This is a genomic window from Mesorhizobium sp. B2-3-14, assembly GCF_006442175.1.
Classification (GTDB): domain Bacteria; phylum Pseudomonadota; class Alphaproteobacteria; order Rhizobiales; family Rhizobiaceae; genus Mesorhizobium; species Mesorhizobium australicum.
This window is the reverse complement of sequence record NZ_VFVP01000001.1, coordinates 337,926-353,166: the sequence shown is the minus strand read 5'-3', so window position 1 is coordinate 353,166 and position 15,241 is coordinate 337,926. Positions and strand designations below refer to the sequence as shown.

Sequence of the window (15,241 nt, the reverse complement as noted above, 5' to 3'; positions counted from 1 at the left end):
CAGCCTCCTGTCATTGTTTCATGGCGGCAAAACAGCGGCGACGCGTCGCCGCTGTCATCGGGATGCCGGACCGCTCCTGGCGAATGGTATGTGCGTGTTTGCCCCTGGGCTGGGAGGCGGCGGTTTATCGCATGACGGCGAAAAGGGGAACCCCTCTTTTCCCGCGGCATCAATCCTTGCGGAACACCAGCCGGCCGAGCCAGCCAGTCACCATGGCCAACGATACGGCGAACACGCCGTAGAGGAACGAATAGTCGTGGGCGACGCGGAAGATCGATTGTTCGAAGCCCGATTTGCGGATTTCGAGCTGCGCCGAACTCTCCTTGACGAATAGGCCGCTCTTGAACAGGAATGCGCGCGCCTTGTGCGTGCCGACCGAGACATCAGGCGCCAGCCTGACGGTAGCGCGAAACAGGTTCTGCGACAGGAATTGCACGCCGCCGACATTCTCGCTGTAGAGGCCGGCGGCGGCCTTGCGTTCGCGCAGTGCGGCCGTGAATTCCTCGATCGTCGCCGGGCTGTCACCGGCTTCGGCGGGCTGCATGTAGAGGTTGGAGGCGCCGAGCGACAGCTGCTTGTAGCTGTTGGGTTCGGTGATGTCCTGCAGCGGCCGCGTCGTCGCGACCGAATAGGACACCGGCACGTTCTCGAAGGTCTCGGAATCCAAATTGACCCAGACGCCCAGCACCCGGTCCTTGCGGCGCACGACCACCGGTTTCGGCGGCCCTTCGAGCACGACGATGACGTCGTAACGGCCCTGGCGTGCGACCAGCGGGTCGGGATTTTCCAGCGAACCGAAGATGGTCAGGTCGGCGCCGGAAAAACCGGCGGTGATCGACACCGCGTCGGTGGAAAGGCCGATCTGGATGCCTTCCGTCAGCGGCGTCTGCGCCTTCGCCGGCGCGGCGGCGATCAGGGACAGGAGAGCGACGGCTGCGAGCGCTTTCAGGCCATTCATCAGTTGAGGCCCAGGCCGGACAGCGAATAAAGATTGGGCGGCGTGACGAACAGATCGGTGGCAAGCCGGATCGCCACCGCCAGCACCAGCAGCGCCAGGAGCGCCCTCAATTGCTCGCCGCGCAGCCGCTGGCCGGCCTTGGCGCCATATTGCGCCCCAGCCACGCCGCCGGCCATCAACAGGAAGGCCAGCATCACATCGACGGTCTGGTTTGTGGTGGCGTGAACCAACGTCGTATAGGCGGAGGTGAAGATGATCTGGAACAGCGAGGTGCCGATGACGACATTGGTCGGCACTTTCAAGAGATAGATCAGCGCCGGCACCATGATGAAGCCGCCGCCGACACCCATGATCGACGACAGAAAGCCGATGCCGGCGCCAAGCCCGAGCACCGGAATGACGCTGACGAACAGTTTCGACGCGCGGAAGCGCATCTTCAGCGGCAGGCGGTGGATCCAGTTGTGCTGGCCGGATTTCTTCAGCACCGGTGCCGCGCCGCTGCGCGTGGCGCGCAGGGCGTTGATGCTCTCGACCAGCATCAGCCCGCCGACGGTGCCGAGCAGCACGACGTAGAGCAGCGAGATGAACAGGTCGAGCTGGCCGAGCCTGCGCAGGAAGCCGAACACATAGATGCCGCCGGTTGAGCCGACGACGCCGCCGGCCAGAAGCACGCTGCCGAGCTTGAAGTCGAGCGTCCCTCGCTTCATGTGCGACAACACGCCGGAGACGGAAGAAGCAATGACCTGGTTGGCGCCGGTGGCGACCGCGATCGCCGGCGGGATGTTGTAGAAGATCAAGAGCGGCGTGATCAGGAAGCCGCCGCCCACCCCGAACATGCCCGACAGGAAGCCCACCGCGGCGCCCATGGCCAGCAGCACGAAGACGTTGACGGAAATTTCCGCGATCGGGAGATAGATGCCCACCCGTCTGTCTCGATCAGTTTGCCTGTCGGCGAATAAAGCCGCTGCGGGCACTATCGCATCGAAAAGCCAATTTTCTCTTGCGCCGACGCGGCAGCGGGACCAAACCCCGTCACCGCGCCGAAACAAAAAACAACTCAATCAGTTAACAGGCAAATGTAAGGCAAGGGCGTCGTGGAAACGACGCTTCTGCCGTTATTTGCGCGCCAGCAATGCCTTGACCAGCTTCTCGTCGACGGCGCCCGTCGCCGGCAGCTTGTTGTCGGTCTGGAAAGCGATGATCGCGTTCTTGGTCTTTCCGCCCATCACGCCGTCGGCGCCCCCGGCGTCATAGCCGTTCTTGTTGAGGATGAGCTGGATGTTCTTGACCGCCTTCTTCATGTCGATGCCGGCCGTCGTCTGCGGCGTGCCTTCCTGCCAGGATTCGGGAATGTCCACCGAATTGGCCGCCGCGTTGAGCGGCTTGGCCTTCCACAATTCGGTCGCCGCGCGCGCGCGCTCGAGCTGCTCGGGCCGCAGCGCGTTGGCGATCTCATCGCGCTTGGCCGCGGCATCCTTGTCGCCGGTCTTGGCGACGAGCGCGAACCATTTGTAGGATTCCTCCAGGTTCTGCTTCATGCCGACGCCCTTGGCGGCGAGGATGCCAAGATTGAACTGGCTGTCCTTGACGCCGAGGTCGGCGGCCGCCTGGAACCAATGCGCGGCCGATTCATTGTCGGTTGCGCCGTCGGCGGCCATGGCGAACAGCACCGCCAGATTGTGCATGGCGCTGGCGTTGCCCTGCGCGGCGGCGAGCTGGTACCAGGTCTTCGACTTCTTGATGTCGCGCGCGACGCCGATGCCCTTCTCGTAGAAATTGCCGATGCGGTATTCAGCCGGCGCGAAGCCGAGTTCCGCCGATTTCTCGTACCATTTGGCGGCAGCCGGCATGTCTTCCTTGACGCCGCGCGACTCGGCGTAGCGCGAGCCGACCTCGAACAGCGCCTTGGCGTCGCCACCGGCGGCGGCGTCACGCAAGGCGACCGGGCCGGCATCGGCCGGAATGTCGAACTTGATCGCGGCTGTCGCCGCCGGCTTGTCCATGGGCGCAACGGCGCCAGTCGTGTCGTTGGTCGTCGCCTCGGTCGCCACTGGCGCGGCAGGGGCCGCTTGGAGATCGGCATCCCTCGCCTGCGTAGCGCCGGCGGCTGCTGCCGGATCCGTCATGGCCGGGGCAGCGGTCATCGGAGCAACCGGCGCGGCCGAAGCCATCGCGTCGGGGGCGCTCGGGCCGGAAGCCATGGCCGACGTGACCGGCGAAGCGGGCTCGGCCGTGGGCGCTGTGTCCGGCATCGCGTCAGACGGCATGGCCACGACGGTCCGCGCCGCCATATCGTCCTTGCTGGCCGGCGCGGATCGTTCGGCCTGCCTGGCCGGACGGGCCGGCGCACTGTTCATCGCCGTCGGCTGAACTTCGGTCTTCGGCTGGCTGGCGGCATCGAGAGATGCCGTCTGAACCGGCTGCGGGGCGACGATCGGGGATGCGTCGTTGCTTGCCACCTGGGCGGGATCCGAAAGGAACGCCTTGCCGAGCTGCAGGCCGGCAAGCGCCAGCATGATCGCTGCCGCCGCCATCAGGATCGGCTTGCGCCGCGCCTTGAGCAGGTCGCCTATCCTGAGCGCCTTGACCGGGCCTTTCATAGTCGACTGGCGCTTCAGGGCGTCGGCCTCGGCCGCGGCCGCCTGCGCCGCGCGCCGGGCGGCGGCGATGAAATCCGATTTCGCTGCGTCGCTGTCGCCGAGCTTGGCCGGTTGTCCGCGCTCGTCGCGCACGCGCTTCATGATGGCATTGAGGTCAGGCGCGCCGGAGCCGGGCTCCAGCGGGCGGTTGGCGACTTTCGGGTCGAGCGGCTCGTCGAGATCGACACTCGGGATGTCGGCACTCGGCGCCGAGCCGGCCAGCGGCGGAACATCCGCCGCCTTCTTGCCCTTGAAGGCCCGCGCCAGTCCGCCGAACATCGATTTGCGGCCTGCCGGCTGGTCCTTTCCGGCGGTGATGTCGGAACCGAGTGCGGCTATCGCGGCGGCGGCGGCGGCTTCCGCCGGCGAGCGCGTGCCCGGCCGGGGAGACAAGCCCGTTCCAACGTGCAGTGCGGGCTCGCCGGGCTCGGTGCGCACTATGGCCGCGGCACGCGCGTCCAGATCGGCCATGTCGCCAGTCAGCGGCAGCTCGTCCATGGTCATGGATGGTGCGTTCACGGCCATCTTGGGCCGCTGCAAGCCACGCCAGCCACTGGGTTCGATCGAGGCCGCGTCCAGCAGCTCGCTTACCGCCTCGGACGGGTCGCTGGTTTCCAGCGAGCCCAGCCTGTCGACGATCTTGAGCAGTGTGTCGTGAATGGCCTCGAAGGTCCGCGAATTGCGCTCGTCGGAACGCCGCGTCAGCGTCTCCAGGGTCTTCAGATCCTGGGCGAGGCCGGATACCGCGGCCGTATTGGTGCTCGTTCCGGCCAGCGAGCGCACCGCGTTCTCGGCCGCCTCACGTGCCGCGCCGAGGATGGAATCGCGGGTCCCGGCCAGCGCTTTTTCGATTTCGTCGAGGCGTGGGCTGATGTCCTCGAAGTCCGGCAGCTGCGTGCTGGGCTTGGAAAGATGCGCCGACAGGCCGGCGACCTGCGCCTCCAGGCTGCGGATCAGCGCCGGATCGATGCCGGCCACCTGGGCCGCCGAAGCGTCCAGCCGGCTTGAAATATCTTCGAGCCGGCTTTCCAGGCCCCGGATCGCCGCCTCGCCGGCGGGATCGGGAGCGCGTGTCTCCATGCGCTTGGCCAGTGCGGTGAAGCGAGCGTCGATGGCGTCCATGATGCCGGCACTGTCGACCTGCGGCATGCTGCGCTGGTCCAGCCGGTCGGCAACCTCGTCCAGCCGGCGCTCGAGATCGCGAAACAGCATGTTGCCCTGCTCGATGGCGTCGCCCTGGCGCCGCTCCATCATGCCCGACAGCACGTCGAAGCGCTGCTCCAGCCCGTGGAAGATGTAGTCGGCGTCGGGCATGGCCGGCGCCTGATCGATCTTGTCGGCGATCAGCGCGATCTGCTTGGCGAGCCGTTCCATCGCCTGCTCGGGCAGGTTGGCGCGGCCGGCGAGGTCGTCGACCCGGCTCGACAGCGTGTTCAGCCGGTCGATCACGACATTTGCTGGACGGTCCTGCGCCACTTCCTCGATCTGCTGGGCGAGCGAGTCGATCCGCTTCTCGATGCGCTCGAAGGCTTCGTGGTCGATTGAATTCGCCTGTGCGGCGACTGTCGAGGCCACGATGGCGCGGGAAATCTCGTCCAGCCGCTCGTCGATCATGGCCAGCGTGCCGCCGCCGCGATTGTCCTGCTGGCTGGCGAAATGGTCGACCGCCCCGGCCAGCGTGCGGACCTTCTCCTCCAGCGAGCGCAGGGACAGCGATTCCGGCAGGTTGTTGACGGCGTTGCTGATCTGCTCTAGCCGGTCGGTCAAGGCGGCAAGGGCGGGGTCGTCGGAGCGTTTGCGCTGGTCGGCGTCGACGCGGTCCTCGAAGGCCGTCCAGCGGCGATCGAACTCGTCCCAGCGGCGGTCGACCTTCTGCACGCTCTCCTCGCGCGCCAGCGTGTCGAGCGCGGCCTTGACCTGTTCGAGTTCCAGTCGCAGCAGGTTGACGCTCCTGTCGTCGCTCTTCTCCGACAGCGATTTGATGGCGCCGGAGAGCCGCTCGAATTCCACGCCGAGTTCAGCGCTGCCCTTACCCGATGTCCCGGATTTGGCGTTCGACTGGAAGGCGCGGTCGATGTCCTTGCGCAGCGCGTCGAATTCGCGCTGCAGCCCTGAAGTCACCTGGTGGCGCAGTTCCTCGCGCATGCCGCGCAGTTCGCCGGCGATTTTGCCGACCATGGCGACGCTGTCTTCCTGGCCGCGCACGCGGTCGATGTCACGCGCGATCGCCTGATAATTCTGGTCGAAGGGTACAGGGGAGGGCGCCGGGTTGTGCGCACGCGGTGCCGGCTGCGGATCCTCGTACCAGCGCTGCTGGGCCGTCGGCTGCGCAGCGGGATAGCGCGGGTCGGAGGCGGGGTAACGCGGTTCGGCGCCATATTGGCGAGGAGCGGGTCGTGCCGTCGCGTCCTCGCGCGTCTGCCCCAGGCGCTGTTCCAGCGTCTCCAGCGAGCGGTTCAGCTGCTCGAGCGTGGTCTGCGGCTTGCGCTGCCTGCCGGCATTGAGTGTATCGAGGTAGGACCGCTTGCTGCTCATCGGTGCGTCCGTCTTTCAGATTGGCCGGCTTGCGGCCAGCTCCCCAAGTCCCTGCCGGAACGAGGCGACCGCGCTTCGATGCCACGGTGGAAGACAAGCTTCCCGGGTTTCCCCGCGCTCCGAAAAACCGTGAAAATTCGATACAGGATAACCACGGGTAGCCGACACGCGCACATTTCGCCCAACGTGGTAAACAACGCGTTAACCAAGCTTAAGAAGTTGCAAGGAAGTTGGCTGACGTGACTTCCGGTGCGGCATAAAGCACCGTTCTCAGAACGCCCTTGCGTCATGAGGCGGCTACCGGTATAGAATTGACGTAAACGTAAATGGCGTATCAACTGCGCTGTTTGTGATTTGTTTGTCGAAACCACGGCCGGAAGCACGCCCCCGCTTCCAGTCAGGCGACGCATGGTCCGGGACCGCGACGCCACCAGACGGGGAAGCCAGTGACCATGAAGCTTATCTCGGCCGGCGAGACCGCGGCCAATACCAATAATGCAACCGTTGAAGCCGGCGAGGATCTCTCCCGCATCGGCGAGATGGCCAAGAAGTACGGCGTGACGCTGCGCACGCTGCGTTTCTATGAAGACAAGGGCCTGCTCAACCCCCAGCGCGACGGTTCGACCCGTCTCTATACGCGCCGCGACAAGGCGAGGCTGAAGCTGATCCTGCTCGGCCGCAAGGTTGGGTTCTCGTTGCGCGACGTCAAGCAGATGATGGACCTCTACGATCCGACCGGTTCCAACACCAAGCAGTTGCGGCTGGCGCTGGATAAGTCGGAAAAGCAGCTCGCTCGCCTGCAGAAGCAGCGGGCGCTGATCGACGACGCCATCAATGAACTCGGCGGCTCGATGTCGGCGGTGCGTCAGATGCTGGCCGAGCGTTCGGCGCCGCAAGCGAGCGTCGCGAGCTAAGCCGCCCTCCGATACTGTCGGACCCTTCACCACAAAGCCGCGTGGCCATGCCGCGCGGCTTTTCGCTGTCTGGCCTGCCTGCTTCGCGCTGGCTTGCGCATTGCCGTGACGCTTGGCCGATTGCGCCCGTGGTGGCGGAAATCTTGCCGCAGCGCAAATATTGACGTTTACGCAAACGTCAATATTTGCTATTGCGGCTTCGACATTGGCCCGCTTGCCGCGCACGGCTTGATTTCGGGGTCAATCCGCATGGTGGAGGAAAAGCATGCCGATCTACAGGGCCCCGGTCCAGGACACGCTGTTCGTGCTCAACGAGGTGCTCGGCTATCAGCGCTATTCGAACCTTCCGGGATTCGCCGACGCAACGCCTGACGTGCTGGAGGCAATTCTCGCCGAAGGGGCCAAGCTCGCCGAGAACGTCATGCATCCGCTCAACCGTGTCGGCGACATGGAGGGCTGCGTGCGCCATGACGACGGCTCGGTGACCACGCCCAGGGGCTTCAAGGAAGCCTTCGACCAGTATCGCGAAGGCGGCTGGATGGGCCTGGCGGCGCCCGTCGAGTTCGGCGGCCAGGGCCTGCCCTATGCCGTGCACACGGCGGTGGCTGAATACATGGTGTCGGCCAACATGTCGCTGATGATGTATCCGGGCCTGACCCAGGGCGCGATCGCCGCCATCATCACCCACGGCACCGACGAGCAGAAGGCGACCTGGCTGCCCAGGATGGTCGAGGGCAGCTGGACCGGCACCATGAACCTGACGGAGCCGCATTGCGGCACCGATCTTGGCCTGCTGCGCACCAAGGCGGTGCCGAACGGCGATGGCACCTACAAGATTTCAGGCCAGAAAATCTTCATCTCGGCCGGCGAGCACGACATGTCGGACAACATCGTCCATCTGGTGCTGGCCCGCATCGAAGGCGCGCCGGAGGGCGTCAAGGGCATTTCGCTGTTCATCGTGCCCAAGCTGAAGCTCGACGCATCGGGCAATCCGGGGACGAGAAACACCGTCTCCTGCGGCTCGATCGAGGAGAAGATGGGCATCCACGGCAACTCGACCTGCGTCATGAATTATGACGAGGCCGAAGGCACGCTGCTGGGCGAGGCCAATGGCGGCCTCAAGGCGATGTTCACGATGATGAACGAGGCCCGCCTCGGCGTCGGCCTGCAGGGCCTGTCGCTGTCGGAGATCGCCTACCAGAATGCCGCCGCCTATGCCAAGGACCGGTTGCAGGGTCGCTCGCTGTCGGGCCCGAAGGCGCCGGACAAGAAGGCCGACCCGATCATCGTTCATCCCGACATCCGCCGCTCGCTGATGACCATGAAGGCGTTCAACGAGGCCGGCCGTGCACTGGCGCTGTGGACCGCGATCAAGTCCGATATCGCGCACCGCTCCGCCGACGACAAGGATCGCCAGGCGGCCGACGATTACACCGGCCTGATGACGCCGGTGGTCAAGGGCGTGCTGACCGACAAGGGTTTTGATCACGCCGTCATGGCGCAGCAGGTGTTCGGCGGCCACGGCTACATCGAAGAGCATGGCATGAGCCAGTTCGTGCGCGATGCCCGCATCGCCATGATCTATGAAGGCGCCAACGGCATTCAGGCGCTCGACCTCGTCGGCCGCAAGCTCGGCTTGAACGGCGGCCGAGCCATCCAGGCCTTCTTCAAGGAGGTCGGCGAGTTCTGCGAGGAAAACCGCGCGCACGAAAAGATGGCGCCCTTCACCAAGGGGTTGAAGAAAGGCCTCAACGATTTGCAGGCGGCGACCATGTGGCTGCTGCAGAATGGCATGGCCAAGCCCGATAATGCCGGTGCGGCCTCGACCGACTACATGCATCTCTTCGGCCTCGTCGCGCTGGGCTACATGTGGGCGCAGATGGCCAAGGCGGCACAGGGCAAGACTGATGCCAACGGCTCCCAGTCTTTCTACGATAACAAGGTGGTGACGGCGCGCTTCTTCATGGAGCGGATCATGCCGGAGACCTCGGCGCACCTCGCCCGTATTTCGAGTGGTGCCGATACGCTGATGGCCCTGCCGGCGGAAGCGTTCTAAACTCCGTCTCGCTAGCCTTTCTGTCTGTCGATACGCGGAGGAAATCGTGGCGACAAATCCCGCCGAAGTGCTCTCTTTGCCGAAACCAGCCTGGGCGGCCGACGAGGTCGGCATGCTCTACGACATGGCGACCCGCTTCATGTCGGAGGAGATCGCGCCGCGCTACGACGAGTTCGAGAAGAACGAGATGGTCGACCGCGAAAGCTGGTTGAAGGCTGGTTCCGCCGGCCTGCTCTGCGCGTCCATGCCGGAGGAATATGGCGGCTCCGGCGGCACCTTCGCGCATGAGAGCGCGATCATCGAGGCGATCGGCCATGTCGGCGTCGACGGTTTCGGCATCGGCCTGCACAATTCGATCGTCGCCCCCTACATCCTCCATTACGGCTCGGAAGAGCAGAAGAAGAAATGGTTGCCCAGGCTCGCCACCGGCGAACTGATCGGCGCCATTGCCATGACCGAGCCCGGCGCCGGTTCCGACCTGCAGGGTGTCAAGACCCGTGCCGAGAAGGACGGCAACCAGTACAAGATCAACGGCTCCAAAACCTTCATCACCAACGGCCAGCTGGCGAACTTCATCATCGTCGTCACCAAGACCGATCCGGAGAAGGGCGCCAAGGGCACATCGCTGATGGTCATCGAGACCGACGAGGTCGAGGGGTTCGAACGCGGCCGCAACCTCGACAAGATCGGGCTGAAGGCCAACGACACGTCGGAGCTGTTCTTCAACGACGTGCGTGTACCGACCTCCAATCTGCTCGGCCATGAAGAGGGACAGGGCTTCGTCCAGCTGATGCAGCAATTGCCTCAGGAGCGGCTGCAGATCGGCACCGGGGCGATCGCCATGATCGAGCGGGCGCTGGCGCTGACCATCGACTACGTCAAGGAGCGCAAGGCCTTCGGCAAGGCGATCATCGATTTCCAGAACACACAGTTCAAACTGGCGGAGCTGAAGACCGAGGCCACCATCGGCCGCGTCTTCTACAATGACTGCGTCACCCGCCACATCAATGGCGGCCTCGATCCGGTGACCGCTTCGATGGCCAAGTACTGGCTCTCCGACCTCCAGGGCAAAGTCGTCGACGAATGCCTTCAATTGCATGGCGGCTATGGCTACATGAATGAATATCCGATCGCCCGCATGTTCCGCGACGCTCGCGTCCAGCGCATCTATGGCGGCACCAACGAGATCATGAAATTGCTGATCGGACGCTCGCTCTGAGCAGCTTTTCAGCGAACCCCAGGGAGCATGAAAAATGACCGAAGCTTATGTCTATGACGCCGTGCGCACGCCGCGCGGCAAGGGCAAGAAGGACGGATCGCTGCACGAAGTGCCGGCGGTACGGCTCGCCGCCAGGACGCTCGAGGCCCTGCGCGACCGCAACGGGCTGGACACCGCAAACGTCGACGACATCATCTTCGGCTGCGTCGACCCGGTCGGCGAGGCGGGTTCCGTCATTCCACGCGCCGCCGCCTTCGAGGCCGGCTACGACACCAAGGCACCCGGCATGCAGATCTCGCGCTTCTGCGCCTCCGGCTTGGACGCCATCAATTTCGGCGCCGCCAAGATCGCGCAAGGCGCCGATGAAATCGTCATCGCCGGCGGCGTCGAATCCATGTCGCGCGTCGGCATGGGCATGTCCGGCGGCGCCTGGTTCATGGATCCTTCGGTCGGCCTGCCCGGCTGGTTCGTGCCGCAAGGCATTTCGGCCGACCTGATCGCCACCAAATACGGTTTCTCGCGCGACGACGTCGACGCCTACGCGGTCGAGAGCCAGAAGCGCGCCGCAAGATCCTGGGCCGATGGCCGCTTCAAGAACTCGGTTATCCCGATCAAGGACCAGAATGGTCTCACCATTCTCGATCATGACGAGCATATGCGGCCGTCGACCGACATGCAGTCGCTCGCCTCGCTCAACCCGTCCTTCGTCATGCCCGGTGAAATGGGCGGCTTCGACGCGGTGGCGGTGCAGAAGCATCCGGAGGTCGAGGAGGTCAACCACGTCCACCACGCCGGCAACTCGTCCGGCATCGTCGATGGCGCGGCGGCCGTGCTGCTCGGCTCGAAGAAGGCCGGCAAGGCGATGGGCCTGAAGCCGCGCGCGCGCATCCGCACCTTCGCCAACATCGGCTCCGAGCCGGTGCTGATGCTGACCGGTCCGGTCGATGTCACCGAGAAACTGCTGAAGCGCGCCAAGATGAAGCTGTCGGATATCGACCTGTTCGAGCTGAACGAGGCTTTTGCCTCGGTGGTGCTGCGCTACATGCAGGCTTTCGAAATTCCGCACGACAAGATCAACGTCAATGGCGGCGCCATCGCCATGGGTCATCCGCTCGGTGCCACCGGCGCGATGATCCTCGGCACCGTGTTGGACGAACTCGAGCGGCGCGACCTCAACACCGCGCTGGTGACGCTCTGTATCGGCGCCGGCATGGGCACTGCAACCATCATCGAACGCGTCTGACGGGGAGAGAACGATGAGCTACACCAATTTCACCCTCGACATCGACGCCGATGGCATCGCCTTGGTCACCTGGAACAGCCCGGACCGCTCGATGAACGTCTTCACCGAAGAGGTGATGCGCGAGCTGAACGATATCGTGGACAAGGTGGCCGGCGACGCCGCCATCAAGGGCGCGGTGATCACCTCCGGCAAGGACACCTTCTCCGGCGGTGCCGACATCACGCTGTTGCAGAGGATGCTGACCACCTTCGCCACCGACAAGGTCAAGGATGTCGAAAAGGCGACCAAGGCGCTGTTCGACAATGCCGGCATCATGACCGGCCTGTTCCGCAAGCTGGAAACTTGCGGCAAGCCATGGGTCTCGGCGATCAACGGCACCTGCATGGGCGGCGCCTTCGAAATGTCGCTCGCTTGCCATGGCCGCGTCGCGGCCGATTCCGACAAGGTCAGGATGGCACTGCCCGAGGTGAAGATCGGCATCTTCCCCGGCGCCGGCGGCACCCAGCGTGTGCCGCGGCTGACCGACCAGCAGCAGGCGCTGCAAATGCTGACCTCCGGCCAGACCCTGTCGCCGCAGAAGGCGAAGGCGATGGGCCTGATCCATGAGATCGCCGAACCGGCCAAGCTGGTCGAGACCGGCAAGGCAATGATCAGGAACGGCCTCAAGCCGGTGGCGCCGTGGGACGAGAAGGGTTTCAAGCTGCCCGGCGGGCCGGTCTATTCGGCGGCCGGTGCCAATCTGTGGCCGCCGGCCATCGCCATCCTGCGCCGCGAGACCCATGGCAATTACCCGGCCGCCGCGGCGATCCTGAAATGCGTCTATGAGGGCCTCCTGGTGCCCTTCGACACGGCGCTCAGGATCGAGCAGCGCTATTTCACCGAGATCATGCAGACCAAGGAAGCGGCAGCGATGATCCGCTCGCTGTTCGTGTCGCTGCAGGAATTGAACAAGGGCGCACGCCGCCCGGCCGGCGTGCCGGACACCAAGTTCAAGAAGATCGGCATTCTCGGCGCCGGTTTCATGGGCGCGGGCATCGCCTATGTCACGGCCAAGGCCGGCATTCCGGTGGTGCTGCTCGACCGGGACATGGAGGCGGCCGCAAAGGGCAAGGCGCATTCCGACGGCCTGATCTCGGATCAGGTCAAGAAGGGCCGTGCCAAGCCCGAGGACAAGGACAAGCTCTTGTCTCTGATCACGCCGACGGCAGACTATGCCGACCTCGCCGGCTGCGATCTCGTCGTTGAAGCCGTGTTCGAGGATTCCGCCGTCAAGAAGGCCGCCACCGAACAGGCGGAAGCCGTGTTGAAATCGTCGGCGATCTTCGCCTCGAACACCTCGACCATTCCGATCACCGGCCTCGCCAGGAATTCGGCGCGGCCGAAGAATTTCATCGGCATCCACTTCTTCTCGCCGGTCGACAAGATGATGCTGGTCGAGATCATCCTTGGCAAGAAAACCGGCGACAAGGCCTTGGCCACCGCGATCGACTTCGTGCGGGCCATCAAGAAGACGCCGATCGTCGTCAACGACACGCGCGGCTTCTACGTCAACCGCTGCGTGCTGCGTTACATGTCGGAAGCCTACAAGATGCTGATCGAAGGCGTGCCCGCGCCGATGATCGAGAATGCGGCCAAGGCCGCCGGCATGCCGGTCGGTCCCTTGGCGCTGACCGATGAGACGGCCATCGACCTTGCCCAAAAGATCATGAAGCAGACCATCAGGGATCTCGGCGAAAAGGCCGTCGACCCCAGGCAGATGGCGCTGATCAACACCATGGTCGACGATCACGGCCGTTTCGGCCGCAAGAACGGCAAGGGTTTTTACGACTATCCGGCCAAGCCGGCCAAGAAGAAGCTGTGGCCCGGCCTCAAGGACCTTTATCCGCAGCTCGCGGCCGAGAAGGTCGACTATGAGGAGCTGCAGCAGCGCCTGCTGGTCACCATCGCGCTCGAAGCGGCGCGCGTGATGGAAGAGGGCATCGTCACCGATCCACGCGAGGCCGATGTCGGCTCGATCCTGGCCTTCGGCTTTGCGCCCTACACCGGCGGCGCGCTGTCCTACATCGACGGCATCGGCGCCAAACAATTCGTCAAGATCGCCAAGGCGCTGCAGAAGAAGTATGGCGCCGAGTTCAAGGCGCCCAAGCTGCTCCTCGACATGGCCGAGAAAGGTGAGACCTTTTACGAACGCTTCGATCCCTATGCGAAGGGCGATGTGAAGCAGGCGGCCTGACAGAGCGTCATGTATGTCTGGGCGCGCATGCTGGCCACGGCGCGAAGCCGTGGCCCTTACATGATGGGCGGTGAGGGCCGGCCGGCTTTTCGCTGCCTGCCGACCGACTATGACCGCAAGGCGCGCCGCTTCCTCGACATTGACGCGGTTGTCGCCGCACTTGGCCGTGCGGTGAACCGCGGCCACCGACCGAGGCAGAACGCATTTTCATGACATCGCACCAGGGACTGCGCGGCCTGGCCAAATCGTCCGGCTGATCAACCCGTTGGCAAGCAGGATTCGATCGACTTTCCCAAACCAGGCGCGGATGATATATTAGGTATCGCTAACATGATGTTGGCGGAGGAGTAATCATCATGCGTATGATGCTGAGAGTTTCCATCCCGGCCGAGGAAGGCAATAAGGCGATCAAGGACGGCAGCATGGGCAAGATCATCGAGCAAACCCTGTCCGATCTCAAGCCGGAGGCTGCCTATTTTACCGCGGACGGTGGTTGGCGGACGGCCTACCTTTTCCTGGAGGTAAAGGACAGTTCGGACATGCCCTATGTCGCCGAGCGGTTCTTCTTCGCCTTCAATGCCACTGTCGAGCTCATCCCGGTGATGAACGTCGACGAGCTCCAGAAAGGCCTGCCGAGGGCGATGGCGGCATTGGCCGGATAGCGGCTTCGGCCATGACACTGTGCCGTCGTTGCGGCACACAGCTTTGTTCGTGATCCGCCGGCCCGCTGGTGGACAACGCAGCCGTTGCGCGTTAGACAGGAAGAGGCATTTTTTCCTGTTTCGAAGGAGAGCACGTCATGCTCTCGCACGACCGAGTCTGGGCTGCCATCGATGCTCTTGCCGAGCGCTATTCGCTTTCGGCTTCGGGTCTGGCAAGGCGCGCGGGACTTGATTCAACCGCCTTCAACAAATCCAAACGCTTGTCCTCGGACGGTCGGCCGCGCTGGCCCTCGACCGAATCGCTGGCCAAGATCATCGAGGCGACGGGCGCTTCGCTGGACGAATTCACCGGGCTGATCGAAGGCCGTGGCGCATCGCCCGCCAGCCGGCGCGCGGTGCCGTTGCTCGGCTTCGCCCAGGCCGGCGCCGGCGGCTTCTTCGACGATGCCGGCTTTCCGGCGGGGCAGGGCTGGGATCTCGTCGAATTGCCGGCGCAATCGACCGAAAGTTCCTATGCGCTGCAGGTGCAGGGCGATTCCATGCTGCCGCTCTACCGCAACGGCGACGTCCTCATCGTCGAGCCGGGTGCGGCCACCCGTAAGGGCGACCGCGTCGTCGTCAAGACCACTTCGGGCGAGGTGATGGCCAAGGTGCTCGAGCGCCAGACAGTCAAGTCGATCGCGCTGGTCTCGCTCAATCCGGAGCATCCGGACCGCGATATCCCCATGCTCGAGGTCGAGTGGGTGGCGCGGATCGTCTGGGCAAGCCAATAGGTGCAACGG

Annotated in this window: 11 protein-coding genes; 8 read left to right on the top strand and 3 right to left on the bottom strand. The window is 64.4% G+C overall.

From position 1 onward, the window contains the following. Window positions 1-169 precede the first annotated feature (169 nt). From FJ950_RS01570 to FJ950_RS01560, 3 genes are all read right to left on the bottom strand, one after another. Window positions 170-958, bottom strand: coding sequence for a TIGR02186 family protein (locus FJ950_RS01570; protein WP_140614750.1), 789 nt, complete (start codon window positions 956-958; stop codon window positions 170-172). After that, entirely contained in the window at window positions 958-1,881 is a 924-nt protein-coding gene (locus tag FJ950_RS01565) for a sulfite exporter TauE/SafE family protein (protein WP_015319313.1), read from the bottom strand. Before FJ950_RS01565 ends, FJ950_RS01570 begins: the two co-directional genes overlap by 1 nt. A gap of 192 nt (window positions 1,882-2,073) precedes the next feature. Beyond that, a complete protein-coding gene (locus FJ950_RS01560; RefSeq protein ID WP_140614749.1) occupies window positions 2,074-6,132 on the bottom strand; it encodes a peptidoglycan-binding protein in 4,059 nt (1,352 codons plus the stop codon). 452 nt (window positions 6,133-6,584) lie between these two features. Between FJ950_RS01560 and FJ950_RS01555 the strand changes: the two genes are divergently transcribed. The 8 genes from FJ950_RS01555 to FJ950_RS01520 all read left to right on the top strand — a co-directional run bounded on the left by FJ950_RS01555 (window position 6,585) and on the right by FJ950_RS01520 (window position 15,232). Further along, window positions 6,585-7,046 (top strand): MerR family DNA-binding transcriptional regulator, encoded by a 462-nt coding sequence (locus tag FJ950_RS01555; RefSeq protein ID WP_015319311.1) that lies wholly within the window; start codon window positions 6,585-6,587, stop codon window positions 7,044-7,046. A gap of 265 nt (window positions 7,047-7,311) precedes the next feature. After that, a complete protein-coding gene (locus tag FJ950_RS01550; protein ID WP_140614748.1) occupies window positions 7,312-9,102 on the top strand; it encodes an acyl-CoA dehydrogenase in 1,791 nt (596 codons plus the stop codon). A 46-nt stretch (window positions 9,103-9,148) separates the two neighbouring features. Further along, on the top strand, window positions 9,149-10,321 hold the full coding sequence (locus FJ950_RS01545; protein ID WP_140614747.1) for an acyl-CoA dehydrogenase family protein: 1,173 nt from the start codon (window positions 9,149-9,151) through the stop codon (window positions 10,319-10,321). A 34-nt stretch (window positions 10,322-10,355) separates the two neighbouring features. Continuing rightward, complete coding sequence (locus FJ950_RS01540; RefSeq protein WP_015319308.1) at window positions 10,356-11,564, top strand: acetyl-CoA C-acetyltransferase; 1,209 nt, start codon at window positions 10,356-10,358, stop codon at window positions 11,562-11,564. Window positions 11,565-11,577: 13 nt separating this feature from the next. Continuing rightward, a complete protein-coding gene (locus FJ950_RS01535) occupies window positions 11,578-13,797 on the top strand; it encodes a 3-hydroxyacyl-CoA dehydrogenase NAD-binding domain-containing protein (RefSeq protein ID WP_140614746.1) in 2,220 nt (739 codons plus the stop codon). Window positions 13,798-13,806: 9 nt separating this feature from the next. Further along, a complete protein-coding gene (locus FJ950_RS01530) occupies window positions 13,807-14,010 on the top strand; it encodes a hypothetical protein (protein WP_224593633.1) in 204 nt (67 codons plus the stop codon). A 143-nt stretch (window positions 14,011-14,153) separates the two neighbouring features. Continuing rightward, the gene (locus FJ950_RS01525; RefSeq protein ID WP_015319306.1) at window positions 14,154-14,459 is read left to right on the top strand and encodes a hypothetical protein; all 306 of its coding nucleotides are present in this window, start codon (window positions 14,154-14,156) and stop codon (window positions 14,457-14,459) included. 137 nt (window positions 14,460-14,596) lie between these two features. Beyond that, complete coding sequence (locus tag FJ950_RS01520) at window positions 14,597-15,232, top strand: helix-turn-helix transcriptional regulator (protein ID WP_015319305.1); 636 nt, start codon at window positions 14,597-14,599, stop codon at window positions 15,230-15,232. The last annotated feature ends 9 nt before the right edge of the window (window positions 15,233-15,241 follow it).

Bases quoted from the DNA above. Each gene is read 5' to 3' on its own strand.
- FJ950_RS01540 (WP_015319308.1), top strand. From the start codon at position 10,356: ATGACCGAAGCTTATGTCTATGACGCCGTGCGCACGCCGCGCGGCAAG.
- FJ950_RS01550 (WP_140614748.1), top strand. From the start codon at position 7,312: ATGCCGATCTACAGGGCCCCGGTCCAGGACACGCTGTTCGTGCTCAAC.
- FJ950_RS01555 (WP_015319311.1), top strand. From the start codon at position 6,585: ATGAAGCTTATCTCGGCCGGCGAGACCGCGGCCAATACCAATAATGCA.
- FJ950_RS01520 (WP_015319305.1), top strand. From the start codon at position 14,597: ATGCTCTCGCACGACCGAGTCTGGGCTGCCATCGATGCTCTTGCCGAG.
- FJ950_RS01570 (WP_140614750.1), bottom strand. From the start codon at position 958: ATGAATGGCCTGAAAGCGCTCGCAGCCGTCGCTCTCCTGTCCCTGATC.
- FJ950_RS01530 (WP_224593633.1), top strand. From the start codon at position 13,807: ATGTATGTCTGGGCGCGCATGCTGGCCACGGCGCGAAGCCGTGGCCCT.
- FJ950_RS01560 (WP_140614749.1), bottom strand. From the start codon at position 6,132: ATGAGCAGCAAGCGGTCCTACCTCGATACACTCAATGCCGGCAGGCAG.
- FJ950_RS01535 (WP_140614746.1), top strand. From the start codon at position 11,578: ATGAGCTACACCAATTTCACCCTCGACATCGACGCCGATGGCATCGCC.
- FJ950_RS01525 (WP_015319306.1), top strand. From the start codon at position 14,154: ATGCGTATGATGCTGAGAGTTTCCATCCCGGCCGAGGAAGGCAATAAG.